At 59.7% G+C, this 16,931-nt stretch carries 13 protein-coding genes; 7 read left to right on the forward strand and 6 right to left on the reverse strand.

Features of this window, described 5'->3' with window-relative positions; all coding sequences use genetic code 11:
• Positions 1-145: 145 nt before the first annotated feature.
• From NA645_RS09470 to NA645_RS09495, 6 genes are all read left to right on the forward strand, one after another.
• Positions 146-970 (forward strand): NAD-dependent epimerase/dehydratase family protein, encoded by an 825-nt coding sequence (locus tag NA645_RS09470; RefSeq protein ID WP_256048567.1) that lies wholly within the window; start codon positions 146-148, stop codon positions 968-970.
• A gap of 40 nt (positions 971-1,010) precedes the next feature.
• Positions 1,011-1,910, forward strand: a complete 900-nt coding sequence (locus tag NA645_RS09475; RefSeq protein ID WP_256048568.1) for an SMP-30/gluconolactonase/LRE family protein — start codon at positions 1,011-1,013, stop codon at positions 1,908-1,910.
• Positions 1,911-1,998: 88 nt separating this feature from the next.
• A complete protein-coding gene (locus tag NA645_RS09480; RefSeq protein WP_256048569.1) occupies positions 1,999-2,973 on the forward strand; it encodes a TRAP transporter substrate-binding protein in 975 nt (324 codons plus the stop codon).
• A 65-nt stretch (positions 2,974-3,038) separates the two neighbouring features.
• Complete coding sequence (locus tag NA645_RS09485; protein ID WP_197444973.1) at positions 3,039-3,566, forward strand: TRAP transporter small permease; 528 nt, start codon at positions 3,039-3,041, stop codon at positions 3,564-3,566.
• Complete coding sequence (locus NA645_RS09490) at positions 3,567-4,847, forward strand: TRAP transporter large permease (protein ID WP_197444972.1); 1,281 nt, start codon at positions 3,567-3,569, stop codon at positions 4,845-4,847.
• A 106-nt stretch (positions 4,848-4,953) separates the two neighbouring features.
• Positions 4,954-5,880 (forward strand): EamA family transporter, encoded by a 927-nt coding sequence (locus NA645_RS09495; RefSeq protein WP_131648750.1) that lies wholly within the window; start codon positions 4,954-4,956, stop codon positions 5,878-5,880.
• Positions 5,881-5,945: 65 nt separating this feature from the next.
• On the opposite strand, the gene NA645_RS09500 is transcribed toward NA645_RS09495, so the two are convergent.
• The 6 genes from NA645_RS09500 to NA645_RS09525 all read right to left on the reverse strand — a co-directional run bounded on the left by NA645_RS09500 (position 5,946) and on the right by NA645_RS09525 (position 15,946).
• Positions 5,946-7,121, reverse strand: coding sequence for an NAD(P)-dependent oxidoreductase (locus NA645_RS09500; RefSeq protein WP_256048683.1), 1,176 nt, complete (start codon positions 7,119-7,121; stop codon positions 5,946-5,948).
• A gap of 298 nt (positions 7,122-7,419) precedes the next feature.
• Positions 7,420-7,920 carry a thiol peroxidase gene (gene tpx / locus NA645_RS09505; protein ID WP_256048570.1) on the reverse strand — a complete coding sequence of 167 codons (501 nt, stop codon included), beginning with the start codon at positions 7,918-7,920 and terminating at the stop codon, positions 7,420-7,422.
• Between the two features lie 52 nt (positions 7,921-7,972).
• Entirely contained in the window at positions 7,973-9,325 is a 1,353-nt protein-coding gene (locus NA645_RS09510; protein WP_256048571.1) for an alanine/glycine:cation symporter family protein, read from the reverse strand.
• Positions 9,326-9,747: 422 nt separating this feature from the next.
• Positions 9,748-13,407 (reverse strand): translocation/assembly module TamB domain-containing protein, encoded by a 3,660-nt coding sequence (locus tag NA645_RS09515; RefSeq protein WP_256048684.1) that lies wholly within the window; start codon positions 13,405-13,407, stop codon positions 9,748-9,750.
• 29 nt (positions 13,408-13,436) lie between these two features.
• Positions 13,437-15,113: an autotransporter assembly complex protein TamA gene (locus NA645_RS09520; RefSeq protein WP_256048685.1), complete on the reverse strand. Its 1,677-nt coding sequence runs from the start codon at positions 15,111-15,113 to the stop codon at positions 13,437-13,439.
• Between the two features lie 194 nt (positions 15,114-15,307).
• Positions 15,308-15,946, reverse strand: a complete 639-nt coding sequence (locus tag NA645_RS09525; RefSeq protein ID WP_256048572.1) for a GNAT family N-acetyltransferase — start codon at positions 15,944-15,946, stop codon at positions 15,308-15,310.
• 145 nt (positions 15,947-16,091) lie between these two features.
• On the opposite strand from NA645_RS09525, the gene xthA reads away from it, so the two are divergent.
• Entirely contained in the window at positions 16,092-16,904 is an 813-nt protein-coding gene (gene xthA, locus NA645_RS09530) for an exodeoxyribonuclease III (protein ID WP_256048573.1), read from the forward strand.
• The last annotated feature ends 27 nt before the right edge of the window (positions 16,905-16,931 follow it).

The following is a 16,931-nucleotide window of genomic DNA, read 5'->3' on the forward strand; positions in this document are numbered from 1 at the left end:
AGCCGGTGGAAGGCTATTTCATAGATCGTTTGATGAAGCGTTATTTGCTCAGCGGGTTGACAAACACCTACGGCGACGCAAATAATCGAGCACAAGTCATCTGACAACCGATGACATCAAAACAATAAGCGATAGGCAGATCCTCATGACAAGTAAGACAACCACTGCCACACCCTTCAATCGCCTCCTGCTAACGGGAGCGGCAGGAGGTTTGGGCAAGGTGCTACGCGAAACGCTTCGCCCTTACGCCAATATCATTCGCCTCTCCGATATCGCCTCGATGGAGCCCGCTGCTGGCCCTCACGAAGAGGTAGTGACCTGTAACCTCGCCGACAAAGCCGCGGTACATGCCCTCTGCGAAGGCGTCGACGCCATTGCGCATTTTGGTGGGGTATCGGTCGAGCGGCCTTTCGAGGAAATTCTCGAAGGCAACATTCGCGGCGTGTTTCATGTCTACGAAGCCGCACGCAAGCACGGCATCAAACGCGTTGTCTTCGCCAGCTCCAACCATGTGATCGGCTTCTACAAGCAGACCGAAAAAATCGACGCCAGCGTCGCACGCCGTCCGGACAGTTACTACGGCCTGTCCAAGTCCTACGGTGAGGACATGGCAAGCTTCTACTTCGATCGCTACGGCATCGAGACCGTCAGCATCCGCATCGGGTCTTCCTTCCCCGAGCCACTCAACCGCCGAATGATGGCCACCTATCTGAGCTACCGCGACCTGACCGACCTGATCGAGCGTTCGCTATTCACCCCAAACGTCGGGCACACCGTTGTCTACGGCGCATCGGCGAACCGTGACGTCTGGTGGGACAACCACATGGCGGCCCATCTGGGCTTCGAACCCAAGGACACATCCGAGGTGTTCCGCGAAAAGGTTGAAGCGCAACCGCCCTACGCTGCCAATGATCCTGCCTTGATCTACCAGGGCGGCGCCTTCTGCGAAGCAGGTCCGTTCGACGATTGACTCTTCCCGCCACGCCGAGAACAACGACAAGAGAATCGCCATGGCAAACCAAGCAGAACTGATAGTCGATGCGCAGAACGCCACCGGAGAAAGTCCGGTCTGGGTCGCGCATGAACAAGCGCTCTACTGGGTCGATATTCCCAACCGCCACCTGCTGCGCTGGCAGGCGGCGGACGCCAAGGTAACCCGTTGGACAGCCGACCAGATGATCGCTTGCATCGCTCGCCGTGAGGGTGAAGGCGATCGCTGGGTCGCCGGCATGGAAAACGGCTACTTCGATCTTACTCCGCAGGACGACGGCTCCCTTCACGCCACACGCTTGGCCGGTGTGCAGCATGGCCACGGCAACATGCGTTTCAATGATGGCCGCTGCGACCGCCAGGGGCGCTTCTGGGCGGGAACCATGGTCATGGATATGGCCGCCGGCATTTCCGCAGGCGCGCTGTATCGGCTCGACGGTGCCGTCGACAGTGATCCGCTCAGTGCACGCCTGAACGATTTCATCGTACCCAACGGACTCGGCTTCAGTCCCGATGGCCGCACCATGTATCTGTCGGACTCCCACCCCACCGTGCAGAAAATCTGGGCCTTCGATTACGACATCGAAAGTGGTACGCCGAGCAATCGCCGGCTGTTCGTGGACATGAACCAGTATCCCGGTCGCCCGGATGGCGCAGCCGTCGACATCGACGGCTGTTACTGGATCTGCGGTAACGACGCAGGCCTGATTCATCGCTTCACACCTGACGGTCGTCTCGACCACTCGCTCGAAGTGCCGGTAAAGAAACCTGCCATGTGCGCCTTTGGCGGCCCTGGCTTGGACACTCTGTTCGTCACATCCATTCGCCCAGGCGGTGACCTCTCCGACCAGCCACTAGCTGGCGGCGTATTCGCGCTGCAACCCGGCGTCGCCGGAATGGAGGAACCCCGCTTCCGCTAACGCTTCACCCACCAAGGACAGGCCCGCAGTCGCCCGACCTTGTCGCTCGCAACGCTGCAACATCAACAACAACAAGATGGAGATTCACATGAACTTCAAACGCAAGTTGCTCATCGCCGCGCTTCCCTTCGCCCTGTGTCTGCCGGGCCTCGCACAAGCCGCGACCACCTTGAAAATGGCCGAGGTCCATCCAGCAGGCTATCCGACCGTCGTGGCCATGGAGAATCTGGGCAAGAAACTCGAAGACGCCACCGATGGCGAGCTGAAATACCGGATGTTCTCCGGCGGCGTGCTGGGCTCGGAAAAAGAAGTGGTCGAACAGCTCCAAATCGGCGCCGTCCAGATGACGCGCGTCAGCCTCGGCACGCTCGGTCCGGTGGTGTCCGACGTCAACGCCTTCAACATGCCGTTCGTGTTCCGCGATCACGAACACATGCGAAAGGTCATTGATGGCGAAATCGGGCAGGAGCTTCTCGACAAGATCACTGAATCCGAATTCAACATGGTCGGTCTGGCGTGGATGGATGGCGGCGTCCGCAATCTCTACACCAAGGAGCCGGTACGTAAAATCGAGGATCTTCAGGGCATGAAGATTCGGGTGATCGGCAACCCGCTGTTCATCGATACCCTGAACGCTATGGGCGCTCAGGGCGTGGCAATGGACACCGGTGAGATCTTTAGCGCCCTGCAGACCGGCGTGATCGACGGTGCCGAGAACAACCCGCCGACCATGCTCGAGCACAACCACTTCCGCAATGCCAAGCACTACACCCTGACCGGTCACCTGATTCTTCCCGAGCCTATCGTCATGTCCAAGACGGCATGGAACAAGCTCACCCCGGAGCAACAGGAACTGGTGAAGACGTACGCTAAGGAAGCGCAGCAGGAAGAGCGCAAGCTCTGGGATGAAAAATCCGCCAGCAGCGAAGAAAAGCTCAAAGCCGCAGGCGTGGAGTTCATCGAAGTCGATAAGAAGCCCTTCTACGATGCCACCGCCCCGGTACGCGAAAAGTACGGCGCCGCCTACACCGATCTGATCAAGCGTATCGAAGCCGTCCAGTAATAGGTCGTTCAGAAGAACCTCGCGACGCCGGCCCGCAGCCGGCGTCGTGCTCGCGGTGAAGCCTCATGAAAAATTCCTTACTACGCGTCAATGACGTGATCTACCTCAGCTGTATCTGGGTTGCCGGTTTGTCCATTACGGCCATGGCCCTGATCATTCCATGGGGCATTTTTGCCCGCTATGTACTGCGCACCGGTGCCGGCTGGCCCGAACCAGTGGCGATACTGCTGATGGCCATCTTTACCTTCGTCGGCGCGGCGGCCAGCTATCGTGCCGGTGCGCACATGGCGGTCACCACTTTGACGGATCGCATGCCCGCTTCCTGGCAGCGTTACATTGATCTTCTGGTTCAGTTCCTGATGGCCGCAATCTGCCTGTTCATGCTGATCTGGGGCATCAAACTGTGCGTCGCCACCTGGAATCAATATATGAGCACCTTGCCAACGCTACGCGTGGGCATCGCTTACTCACCCATTGCCATCGGCGGCTTCCTGAGTCTGATCTTCATCGTTGAGAAGCTCTGCTTCGGCGATCAACGCCATCGTCGCTCGGTCAATTTCGAGCTTTTCGAAGACAGCAAGGAAACACTCTAAATGGATGCGCTCATACTGGTAGGCAGCTTCATCGTCTTGATTTTCCTGCGCGTCCCCGTCGCTTATTCGCTGGGCCTGGCTGCGCTGGCAGGCGCCTGGTGGATCGATATTCCCTTGCACGCAGTGATGATTCAGATTGCTGGCGGCATCAACAAATTCTCCTTGTTGGCTATTCCATTCTTCGTGCTGGCTGGCGCCATCATGGCCGAAGGCGGCATGTCTCGGCGCCTGGTGGCCTTCGCCAGCGTGCTGGTTGGCTTTGTCCGAGGCGGGTTGTCGCTGGTCAATATCATGGCCTCGACCTTCTTCGGCGCTATCTCCGGCTCTTCCCTGGCCGATACGGCCTCGGTCGGCTCTGTCCTCATTCCGGAAATGGAACGCAAGGGCTATCCCCGTGAGTTTTCCACCGCCGTGACCGTGAGCGGTTCGGTCCAGGCGCTGTTGACGCCACCAAGTCACAACTCGGTGCTCTACTCGCTGGCCGCTGGTGGCACCGTTTCCATCGCCTCACTGTTCATCGCCGGTATCGGCCCAGGCTTGCTGCTCAGCGCGGTGATGATGGGGCTTTGCCTGATATTCGCCAAAAAGCGTAACTACCCCAAGGGCGAAGTCATTCCACTACGCCAGGCACTGAAAATCTGCGTCGATGCGCTCTGGGGGCTGTTCACCATGGTGATCATCCTGGGCGGCATTCTCAGCGGTGTTTTCACCGCGACCGAGTCCGCGGCGATTGCAGTGCTCTGGGCATTCTTCGTGACCATGTTCATCTACCGCGATTACAAATGGCGCGAACTGCCCAAACTGTTGCATCGCACAGTGCGGACCTTGTCGATAGTGATGATCCTGATCGCCTTCGCAGGTGCCTTCGGCTACATCATGACGTTGATGCAGATCCCCTCGAAAATCACATCGATGTTCCTGACCCTGTCGGACAACCGCTACGTGATCCTCATGTGCATCAACTTCATGCTGCTGGCACTCGGTACGCTGATGGATATGGCTCCGCTTATTCTCATCCTCACACCGATCCTGATGCCCGTGATCACCGATATCGGGGTCGATCCGGTGCATTTCGGCATGATCATGCTGGTCAACCTCGGTATCGGGCTGATCACCCCGCCGGTGGGAGCGGTGCTGTTCGTCGGTGCCGCCATTGGCAAGGTCACCATCGAAAACACCATCAAGGCGCTGTTACCCTTCTATGCCGCGCTGTTCCTGGTGCTGATGGCCGTCACCTACATTCCGGCAATCTCCCTGTGGCTGCCGAGTGTAGTGCTGTAACGCGACGCCGCCCGCCCTGTTCGCAGGGCCGGGCGGTCTCACCGCTCAATGTTCACCTACGCCAGCCTATAGGGCTGGCGTTTGATTATTAGGATCGGAACTCGACATGACTGCTATAGCTACTCCCGACGTACCCGTAACTTTTCCGCGCCATATCGCAGTGTTGATACTCGTCTGCCTCGGCTGCGGGTTCGCCGGTAACCATGTCGCGGCGCGGGTTGCCTTCGATGACGGCGCGGGCGTGTTGTTGGCAATCCTGTTGCGTTCGGGCGGTACGCTCATTGTTCTGGCCGGGCTGGTTTTCTGGCAGCGACAGAGCATCCGCCTGGCGCCCGGTGCCTGGCGCTGGCAGTTGCTGTTGGGCTTGTTGATCGCCACTCAAAGCATCTGTCTGTATTCAGCCGTGGCGCGGGTTCCTGTGGCATTGGCGCTACTGGTGGCCAATGTGTTCCCGATCCTGCTGGCCTTGCTGACATGGGCCTTGGGAGGGGCGCGCCCCACAGCGCGCACTGCGTTGCTGATGGGCTTGATACTGGTCGGCCTGATATTCGTCCTGGAAGTGCCGGCACGCCTCTCTTCCAGCGAAGACGCAGGACCAGAATGGATTCTCGGGGTCGCGCTCGCATTCTGTGCCGCCAGCGTTTTCGCTCTAGCGCTCTGGATCACCGACCACAAGCTGTCGCAGGTACGCGGATCGGTCCGCAGCCTGTTGACCATGCTGATCGTATTCAGCAGCGCCAACCTTGCCGGGGCCAGCGGCCTGCTGCCTGGCGGGCTGTCGTTGCCGCAGAGTGGCACCGGCTGGACAGCGCTGGCAGTGCTGGTCGGGCTCTATGGCGCGGCATTCATTACGCTGTTTGTTTCCGTGCCAAGGCTCAACATGTCGCGCAACGCACCGGTGATGAACATAGAACCCTTGGCGACCTTGATCATGGGCTGGCTGGTGCTCGATCAGATGCTTGCGGCGGGTCAGATTCTCGGGGGCGCCATCGTCATCTTCGGCATCGTCATGCTGACTTACCGTAAGGATTGATGCAGCAGTAATTCCCTTTGATACAAAGAAGGCCGCATTCGCGGCCTTCTTTTCGAAAGCAGCGTTCAGCTGCCTGTCGCTACCATCCCGCCTGTTTCCCGGCTCGCTCCTGATGTTTGCTTGCTCCTGGCGATGCGTTCCGCACGCTGCTGCATGACGATGTCTAGAGCACGGCTCGGCAGAATGTCGACATCATCGAATGTGATCAACTGGCCCGGCTCGATCGCACGCTTCAGCGCTGTCTTGTGCAACAGTCCAATCGGCACGTGATCGGGATTCTCGTCGAGCTTCACCGCCTCACCACGGAACTGGAAACCGCCAATGCCGCGCTCGATCAGCTCACCTGGACGCATCGCGCGCTTGGCTATCGCAGCCACACCGAGCGTCGGTGTAGTTGAATTGTTCAACAGCACGCCACCGCCATTGAGCACACGGCGTACCGTTTTGCCAACCTCGAGTGAGCACAGGTGGAACGGTCGCACCAAGGTGTAATAGGGACCTGGCCCGAGTTTGAAGTATTCCAGGGCAGCCTGTTGGTCATCATCATGCCGGCAGACCAGAAACACGCCTCCGGCCGAGTAGCCGGACGGGATTATGTAGTCAACGAAGGGGTGGCCGAAACGATCAGCCATCATGCCCAGCACGTTGCCGGTTTCGGTCAGGTTGGTTGACGCCATCCCACCCAGGCCCTGCTTGGTAATGCTTGCACCCAAGCCATTCCCGACGATCACCTGCTCGATCTGTACCTTGGTGCCATCGGTAAAGGACGTCGTCTGATCGATGCTGATGCCCTGGCGCTTCGACCAGAACGTCATGTCTTCCAGCGTTGGATCGTGATTCAGATAGCCCTTCATGTTGCCGTATACCAACGGCCTGAAACCCATCATCAAGGCTTCTTCATGCAATGCCGCCAGTGAGCCCGGCTGATCACCTTCTGCCTCGGTGAGCAGGCCCTTCCCGGCCAGATAGGAACCTGTCGTCACCTGCAGCTCAGCGTTCACCGTAACGACCGGTAACCCTGCTTCGAATGCACGCTCGATGACCTCCGTACCGTGGAAGACGTCACCGCTGCATTCGATGATCAAATCAACCTCGTCGATGAGATGATCGATGGAATTGGTGAGCCGCTCAGCGAGTGGAAAGTCGGTGAACGAACTCAACGGCCGCCGCGTGAGCACGCGAGAAACATGCATGTCCTGATAGTGCCGGTCGATTAGGCGGATGAGGCAGTGGGCGATCATTCCTGTGCCCGAAATACCGATCTTTTTAGGAGGCGAAAGTGGCATGAGCGAATCCATTCAGTTTGGCAATGAAAGCTAAGACCACAACAGCATAGAAAGATTTTGCGGGAAGCAAACAAAATCTGGCCTATCGCCATCGCGATAACAATGTCGGGCACATCAGCATGAGGAAAATAAGGGGAGGAGCGGCTAGCAGCCAATTGACATTGGCGCGGACTGATAAGGGATGAGTGGGGTTTATTGTCGCCAGTAATCAGTTACTAGAGAGACGGCGTTGCACCGCCTCTCTAATGGCCTCTTATTTGAGTGCGGCGATAGCTGCGTCGTAATTCGGCTCGCTGCCGATCTCCGGCACTAATTCGCTGTAGAGCACCTGGTCCTGCTCGTCCAGGATCACGACCGCGCGTGCGGATACCCCGGCGAGCGGACCGCTGGCGATCAACACGCCGTAGTCTTCGAGGAAATCGCGGCCACGCATGGTCGACAGATTCACTACATTTTCCAAACCTTCAGCACCACAGAAGCGCTTTTGCGCGAATGGCAAATCGGCGGAGATGCAAAGCACCACGGTATTGGCCAGTTCGTTGGCCTGAGCATTGAACTTGCGCACCGAAGTGGCGCAAGTCGGGGTATCAATACTTGGGAAGATATTCAGAACCTTGCGTTTGCCAGCAAAGCTTTCCAGTGTGACATCGGAAAGATCGCCTCCCACCAGGCCGAATGGCCTGGCTTTCTGGCCGGCCTGCGGGAACGTACCGGCGACCTGGATCGGGGCGCCTTTCAGAGTTACTTCTGTCATTTAAAACTCCTCTCAGTCATGGGCCACAAGAATGCCCTGCGGCCCAGTTTGCTTAGATTGCTTGCTTGCGGGCGAAGTATTCCTTAGTCAACTTGACCACGACAGGGCTGAGCAGAATCAGGGAAATCAGGTTGGGAATCGCCATCAAACCGTTGAGGGTATCTGCCAGCAACCAGGCGAAATCGAGCTGTGCGATCGCGCCGAAGGGCACTGCGAGCACCCAGACGACGCGGAATGGCCAGATCGCTTTGGTGCCCATCATGAATTCCCAGCATTTTTCGCCGAAGTAGCTCCAGCCCAGAATGGTGGTAAAGGCGAAGACCACCAGAGCGATGGTCAATACGGCGCCACCGAATCCAGGCATAGCCGATTCAAAGGCTGCAGCAGACAATGCCGCGCCGCTTTCGCCACTGGTCCAGACGCCGGAACAAACGATCGCGAGACCGGTAATGGAACAGATGATGATGGTATCGATGAAGGTACCCATCATGCCGATCATTCCGGAGCGCACAGAGCTTTTAGTAGTGCCGGCCGCTTGGGCAATACCTGCTGTTCCCAGACCTGCCTCATTGGAAAAGATACCGCGCGCTACACCGAAGCGAATAGCGGCCATGACCGCCGCACCGGCGAACCCGCCAGTGGCTGCGATGGGTGTAAAGGCGTGGGTGAAGATCAGATCGAAGGCCGCCGGGATCTCGGAGGCATGGACCACCAACACGACGATACCGGCAACGATGTAGGCAACGCACATGAAAGGCACCAGTGCAGCGGCCACCGCGCCAATGCGCTTGATACCGCCGAGAATCACCAGACCAACAACCACCATAGTGACCAGACCGGTGACCCACAGCGGCACCGAGAAGGTGGTTTCGAGCGCAAGCGCCATGCTGTTCACCTGCACCATGTTGCCGATGCCGAAGCCAGCCAGCCCACCAAAGATCGCGAATGCCCCACCGAGCCACAGCCACTTCTTGCCCAGACCATTCTTGATGGCATACATCGGGCCACCGACATGCTCGCCGCGGTCATCCTTCTCGCGGTAATGCACGGCCAGCACCACTTCACAGTACTTGGTCGCCATGCCCACCAGCGCCGTACACCACATCCAGAACAGCGCACCCGGCCCACCGAGGAAGATGGCGGTGGCGACACCAGCAATATTACCGGTACCGACGGTGGCCGCCAGACAGGTCATGAGTGCCTGAAATGGACTGATCTCGCCCGTGTCTTCATCGCCCTTGACGCGTCCGCGCCAGATCAGGGCGAAACCGGTGCCGATACGCACCAGAGGCATGAACTTGAGCATGACCATGAGGAAGAAACCAGTGCCTAGAATCAGCACCAGCATGGGCGGTCCCCAGACGAGACCGTTGACGCTATTGACCAGGTTTTGCAGAAATTCCATTCAAAGCACCCTTATTGATTATGTTAGACATCCTTGCCCGAGCGGCCCGCATTGGAGCGCAGTAGAAGCACAACGCCAGAAGGCATCACTGCCGTCTTCTACCACTAACCGAAACGACCCGGTAATGACCCTGAACTTCATGTGCTGGGTGACTACCGACAACTTGCAGGGCCCATGCCAAGGCCTCTGTAATAGCTGCGACACAAGGAGCGACCGAGCGATCCTACCACCACCACAAGCGCTTGGCGCGACGTCGATTGCACGCGATTCGCGCAGCATCGAAAAGACGCTGGAGGGCTTGTAGATCGACCGTTGAGTCACGCCGACTTGCCGGTTACATAAGCCCACCAGAGTAGCCTAAGGCGGCACCGCCGCCAGTCCACTCAATATATTTTTCAAGAAGCGGATACCGCACCGTGACGTTAGAAATTACGTCGGTAGAAAACGTCAAGGGAGCTGGCCAACCCGCTTGCGGCTTCGAGAAAAATGCGTTTGGTCAGCTGATAGCGCAGGGCAACGGTGTTGGCCGACTCGAATACGCCGACGCCGTAGCGAAGCGTCAGGCGATCGGTCAGGCGCCCGCTGGCGACCACGCTGGTCTCCGTGCCGCTTCCTTCGGTGTCGAGCTGGAAATCCTGAATCCCCAGACGTTGCGCAACGTTCCCGGTGATCGACGCACTGCCCGCCAGGCCAAGCCCAAGCGCGGCCTGCGCCAACATGTTGTTCTCACCGGAATCGGTTCCCAGCGGCCTTCCCAGCACCAGATAGGACAACGCCTGCTCCTGGCTCATCGCCGGCTCAGCGAACACATCGACCCTTGGCTGCTCGGCGCTGCCGGTGATGCGTAGACCGGCGATGACGTTGTCCGAGTCGATCCGCCGTATCGCCTCGATATTCAGGAATGGCTGGGACAGCACGCCGGTGAACAGCAGCTGAGCGCGGCGAATGGTCAGACGCTGGCCATAGGCTCGATAACGCCCATTGTTGAGATTGAGCTCGCCACGCGCGTCGAGGTTGTCGCCGATGTGCAGATAACCCGCCAGATCCGCGGTGAGACCAAAGCCAGAGAAACGCAGACGATCCTGGCCCACCTCGACATCGATATCCATGCGAATGGCCAACGGCGTCTGCGCGTCCTCGGCTTCCGTGCCGACGATTACCGCATCCTCGGACACCCTGACCGTCGAAGGAGGCAGGTCACGAACCTGGATATCGCCACGTGGCACCAAGACCTTTCCACTTACCGCCAATTGGTCACCGGCCAGCTCCAATCGTAGATCCGGCTCGACTTCCAGTTCGGCATAGGGTTCGACGATAACCGGGAGCCGGCTGCCGCTTATACGCATGTCTAGATCCAGCGCATCGGTCCAATTCAGGGTTCCGGCAATCTCCCCTCTTCCTTGTTCGCCGCTGCGCCAGTCACCGTCGACTCGCACGTGCTCGCCTTCGATGAGCGCACGAATATGCAGCTGCTCGAAACTGACTGGCAACTCACTGCCGGCAATCTCGGCGTCGCTCAATCTCAGCTCGCCGTTGACCTGCGGCGCCTGCAAGCTGCCGGACAACTCGCCACGCCCGTTCAGTTGCCCATCCAACCGCTCGACCTGAGCGACGAAGGGCCTGGCTACGGATAGATCGAATTCGCTCAGAAGGAAGCTTCCCGAGATGGCTTTCTCTTCGGTACTCGGGTCAATCTGCAGGCTCACATCGAGTTCGCCGAGCTCGCCGCCCTCGAAGCGCAAGCGGCTATCGACACGTTTGGGCGTCAGTTCGCTGTTCAAAGCCAAGGTTGCGTAGGGGAAATCCAGCCATCGGTCGCCATCGCGCATGCGCAACGTGCCTGGGCCGGCGTCGATGCGAATGGTGCCGCTAGGGCCGGCGGCGGGCAGGTCCAGCGACAGGTCGGCGTTGACCTCGCCCTGCCAGTTCAGATTGTCCGGCAGATACTCGGCAAGCGATTCGAGCGGAAAGTCGCGTAGCCGATACCGCAGTCGCGGGTCGGGCAGAAGCCGCTGATCTTCGGCGCACAGCGTGGCGGGACCTGAACCGAAGCAGTGCTCGCCAAAGGTGATCCGACCGTTGGCCAGCCGCTCCAGCGATGCGGGTCGCTGAAGCGCCCACTGCTGGCCTTGAGCATCCAGTTCGGCCCGCAGCAAGCGCCCTCGCCAATCCCCGCCCTTCAGTCCGCCATCCAGCGCCAGAGACAGGTCCAGCAAAGGCCCCTGTAGTTGCAGATCGGCCTGGTGCGCCTGTTGAGAGCCGTCCCCCGTCACCTGTAGCCGGCCCAGTTCGGTATCGCCTGCCCGCAATCCATCGGCAACCAGTCGCAGCTGTCCACGCTCGCCCTGTTCGAGGCGGGCGGCCAGCTCCAGACGCTCAATGCGATTTTGCTGGAATGCCACCTGACTGCCTTCGAGGGCCAGCGTGCCCTCGGGCGCTTGCGGCGTACCGGCCAGCTTGAGGTCGCCGGCCAACTGACCCTGCAGATCAGGCCAGAGCTGCGCCAGTCGCGACAGGTTGAGTTCAAGATTCGCCTGCAGCGTTTCGGCCCAGCGCCCGCTGCCCTGGATTCGGTTGTCGCCGAGACGCAGCTCGATGAACGGAACATTCCAGGCGGCGCCCTGCCCGCTCGCCTCCAGCTGTAGTTTCAACGGTTGCTGACGCAACGTTCCAGCGAGATCCAGACGTGCTTCGGCCTGCAGCTGCTCGTCGCGCATGGCGCCACGGCTGCTCAACGTGCCGGCCAGTTGGCCCGGCAACTCGGCGACCCAGTAGGACGGATCGAGCTCGCTCATGTCCAGGCGAGTGTTCCAGTCGATGCCATCCGCGAAACCCACGCTGAGATTACCGGCAGCTCTGCCCTGCCCGGCCTGCAATTCCAGCTGCGGTAGATGCACGACTTCAAGGTCGCCGCTGACAGGGCTTCGCAGCGTGAAATCACCGGATGGCCCGGTCAGCGCCGCATCGAAATTGCCCAGGTAGTTGCCGTCGTCGTACTGGATTTGCGCATCGAGCGTGCGCAACGCCACGGGCGGCTCTTCGACGTCCGGATAAAGCCTGCGCCAGGGGAAATCGCGCCACGCCAGCTCGGCTTCGCCCGTCATACCCTCCTGCCAATCGGCCTGGCCACTCAAGCTGATCCGCTGTCCTTCACCGGCATTCAGCTGAAGCGCTTCGACCTCGGCATGTTTGGCGTCGACCAGCGCGTTCAGCACAATGGCCACCGCACCGCCCTCGCCTTGCAAGCGTCCGTCACCAACCAGCCGATAGCCTTGCTCCAGATCGCCCTCGGCGCTGAGCTCAAGGGTGTCCAGCCGCAGTGCATCGGGCAGTTCAGGGCTCGCCTTGAAGCGCTCCACCACCACCCGTAGCTGTGCCGGCAGCTCAGACGCCAGCGGGCTTAACTGGCCGCTGAGCCTGGCATCGAGGTAACCCTGGCTTTCGACATTCAAATGCAACTGGTCGCGCAGCTCGCCGTTCATCGCAAGCATCAACGCCCAGGGTTGCGAGTCAGGTGAACGGATTGCAGCCGTGCCGCTCAATTCCAACGGCCAGTCGCCGTTCGGTTGCAAGCGGCCGGCCAGATCCAATGAAAGATCATCGCGGCGTACCCGCAAGGCATCGATATCCAGCCCGTCTTTTCGCCAGTCGGCACGCAGCTGCAGATTTCGCAGTTGTTGGACGTCATTCAGCCGAAGCTCGCCGATTTCAATGCGCTCGATCCGCAGCTCCAGCGGCAGCTTGATGTCCGGCAGGCTGAACGGCTCGCTTGGCGCGTCGTGCTCAGGCGCTGGCGGAAATTGCAGAGCGATGTCGCCGACGACCAGTTCCTCGATGCACAGCGTCATGCGCAACAGGCACATCGGTGACCACGCCATTCGCGGCGCATCCACCGCCGCACGATTGGAACCCTGTTGCCATGTCAGCCGTTCCGCCTGCCATTCACCACCCAGACGTCCGTGAAATTGTTCCACTTCCACCCCAGGCACCTTGTTCAGGACCCAACGACTCCCTGTGTGCGTGCCCAGTACCGCACCTACGGTCAGCAGAATCAGTAGCAGTAAAGTCACCAGGCCGAGCATTACCCAGCCGACAATTTTCGCGGTACGCCTCAAAGCTCCGGCCCCATGGAGAAATGCAGCCGCACGCCGCCGTCACTGTCCAACGGATGGGCCAGATCGACACGAATCGGCCCGACCGGCGAAACCCAGCGCACGCCCAGACCTACGCTGCTTTTGAGCGACGGAAGCTCCAGCGAGTTGAACGCGTTTCCCTGATCGATGAAGGTCGCCACTCGCCACTTGTCGGTGAGCGAATATTGATACTCAGCGCTGACTGCCAGCTGGTAACGACCGCCGATGCGGTCGCCGTCCGAGTTGGTCGGCGACAGGCTCTGATAGTCGTAACCGCGCACGCTTTGATCGCCGCCCGCGAAATAGCGCAGTGACGGCGGCACGTTGGTGTATTCGTTGGTCCAGTTGCCGCCGACTTGCACCCGACCAAGGAAGCGATGGCGGTCCGCGAGGGTGATCAGGCCTTTCACCGTGGTGTTTGCATGGATCAGATCCGCGTCGGACAGCAGGCCTTCCTTCGCCGCAGCCAGCTCGAACTCCAGGCGGTAGCCACGGCTTGGGTCGATACGGTTGTCGCTGCGCAGATAGCTATAGGAGACGCCGGGCATCAACAGCGTGCTGACACCCGTATCATCGCCCAGCTCATATTGTTCATGGCGCCATTTGAGCGACCAGACCCGCTGCCAGCCACTGGGCAGCTTCCGATGCCACTCGGGGCCGACTGTCAGCAGCTCACTAAGGCTGTCGTTGTCACCCAGCTCCTCGTATTGGTAACCCGCCGCATAGCGCAGCTTGTCGGTCAGCGGCGGGTCCAGCGGCACGTCGTACCAGAGCCCCACATTCTGACGCGGGGCCGAGAGTTCGGTCTCGACGCCGTAACTGTGGCCCTGCGGGTTGACCCAATGGCGGAGGAAATCCAGACGCATGCGCGGTCCCACGTCGGTGGAAAATCCCAACCCCAGCCCGAGGGTTCTGGGATCGCGCGTGGTCAGCTGCACCGCGACAGGAACGCGCTGCTGTTGGGCATTGGCCGGGTTGGCGTCGACCCGTACCCCTTCGAAATAGCCGCTGGCCTGCATCGCCTGGTTGAGTTCGGCCACCAGTTCCGAGTCGTAGGGCGTGCCCGCCTCGAACGGCACCATCCGCGCCAGCAGATCGGGATCGAAGGGCGAATCACCTTCGAAGCTGACATTCCCCAGCACATAGCGCGGGCCGCTTTCGAACACCAGCTCGACGTCCGCGGCGTTGATCGACGGGTCGATGGTCAGGCGCTGATTCGTGAAACGACCTTCGAAGAATCCGTAACGCGAGGCCTGATTAAGGATTTGCTGCTTCACCTCTTCATACAGGCCGTGATTGAGCACCTCGCCGGACCTGAGCGTGTTACGGGGCACACGGAACGTTCGCAATTCACTGGCTGACCCATCCACGCGCAGGGTGATGTTGCGCAGCCGAACCGGCTCGCCGGGGTTTATACGCAGAATGAGCTGCGGATTCTCGCCACCGCTGACTTCGGATTCGATCTCGCCGTTGTAATGACCCAGGGCCTGCAGCGCTTTTTCCGCCTGTTCCTGGGCGATACGGCTGTAGCGCAGCAATTCCCGCTCGTTACGGTCGCCCAGATCGCCGATGTAGTTTTCGACGTTTTCGCGTAGCGCACGGTTGGACGGCTCGATCCGGACATCGAGCTCCGCTGAATGAATGCCAGTGGACATAAACGAGGCTAGGCCGATGGCAACGAGCCGGCCGACTGTGGAAATACGCATGGCGAGCGATGCTAGCACGACAGACACCGAAGCTCGGCTTGGCATGAATGCGTGTAGCACGGTACATACAGCGTTAGGCAAGGCATTGAAAAACTTCGTCAAAAATCCCCGGTTGGACTATGCGCAACGCGCAAAATTCGCCATCAACCTCGGCTGGCTTCGACCTGGCGCGGCGCGGGATGGAAAAACACATGCTCGACCACCGGCCCGATCGCAACCTGACCGATCTCCTGATAACCCTGACGTTCATAAAAATTCAGGTAGCGCGGATTACCCGTATCGATCACCAGCCCCTGCGAGGCCGCGTCCACGGCACACCAGTTATGCAGCGCCTCGAGCAACTGCTCGCCGTAGTGCTGCCCTTGAAACTGCGGATGAACGGCCATCAATGGCAGCACGTGAAAGGCGCCCGGCGGCAGGCAGCCGAGCACTGCGGCGTGGTAATCAAGATATCGCCGAGTGCAGCGAAAGCCCGCGGTCATCAGCATGCGCATGCGCCAGACCCAACTCTCGGTGACATCCAGACGACGCTGCGGCGGCGCAATCAAGGCCACGGCGATCAGCCTATCGTCCGCCAGCAACCCTAGCGCGGGCTGGTCCTGCAGAAAATGCTGATTGACCAACTCGCGCACGGTTGCGCGCACGCGCTGGTCATATCCAGGCCGATCGGATTCGAACAGATAGGCAAAGGTGGGTTCGTGTCGATAGGCGTTGTACAGAAGCGAGCGCGCCTCCCTGGCGTAACCACTGTCCAGCGTTTGTACTTCAGCAGGCATCGGCATGGCGGTTCTCTTTCTTATGTTGTAGAGCGCTGAATTCACGTTAGCACCCGTACCGTGGTCGTGCCGCTTATTGCGACCGGCTGATACGACTCGCGCCGCAAAGCCCGAAACGATTAGAATCGCGGTTTTTCCGGAGCCCGAACCTATGAAGCTCGTTTCCTTCAATATCAATGGCTTACGCGCAAGACCTCATCAGCTTTCTGCGCTTATCGAAAAGCATCAGCCGGACGTCATCGGTCTGCAGGAAACCAAAGTCGCAGACGAGCAGTTCCCTCAGGCCGAGATCGAAGCGCTTGGCTATCACGTGCACTTCCATGGTCAGAAAGGCCATTACGGCGTCGCCCTGCTGTCGCGGCAGGCGCCGCTGGAAGTCCACAAAGGCTTTCCTGGCGATGGGGAAGAATCGCAGAAGCGCTTCATCTGGGGCCGCTTCGCCGATGCCAATGGCCAGCCGGTGACCGTCATGAATGGCTATTTCCCACAGGGTGAAAGCCGCATCCATCCGACTAAGTTTCCCGCCAAGACGAAGTTCTACGCGGATCTGCAAGCCTTGCTGGAAGAGCGTTTCACGCCCGATCAGTCGGTAGCGGTCATGGGCGACTTCAACATCTCGCCTGAAGATTGCGACATCGGCATCGGCGACGTGAACGCCAAGCGCTGGCTGCGTACAGGCAAGTGCAGCTTTTTGCCGGAAGAACGCGAATGGTTGGCACGACTGAAGAACTGGGGTTTGCAGGACAGCTTCCGTACGCTCAACCCGGAAGTCGTTGATCGCTTCAGTTGGTTCGACTACCGCAGCCGTGGTTTCGAAGACGACCCACGCCGCGGGCTGCGCATCGACTTGATCCTGACCACCACCGGCCTGCATCAGCGCGTGATCGACTGCGGCGTGGACTACGACATCCGCAGCATGGAGAAGCCCTCCGACCATTGCCCGGTCTGGATCGAGCTGAACTGAGCCGCGGTTCGACTATACCCGCCGCGT

It is taken from the genome of Stutzerimonas stutzeri, assembly GCF_024448955.1.
Classification (GTDB): domain Bacteria; phylum Pseudomonadota; class Gammaproteobacteria; order Pseudomonadales; family Pseudomonadaceae; genus Stutzerimonas; species Stutzerimonas stutzeri_AQ.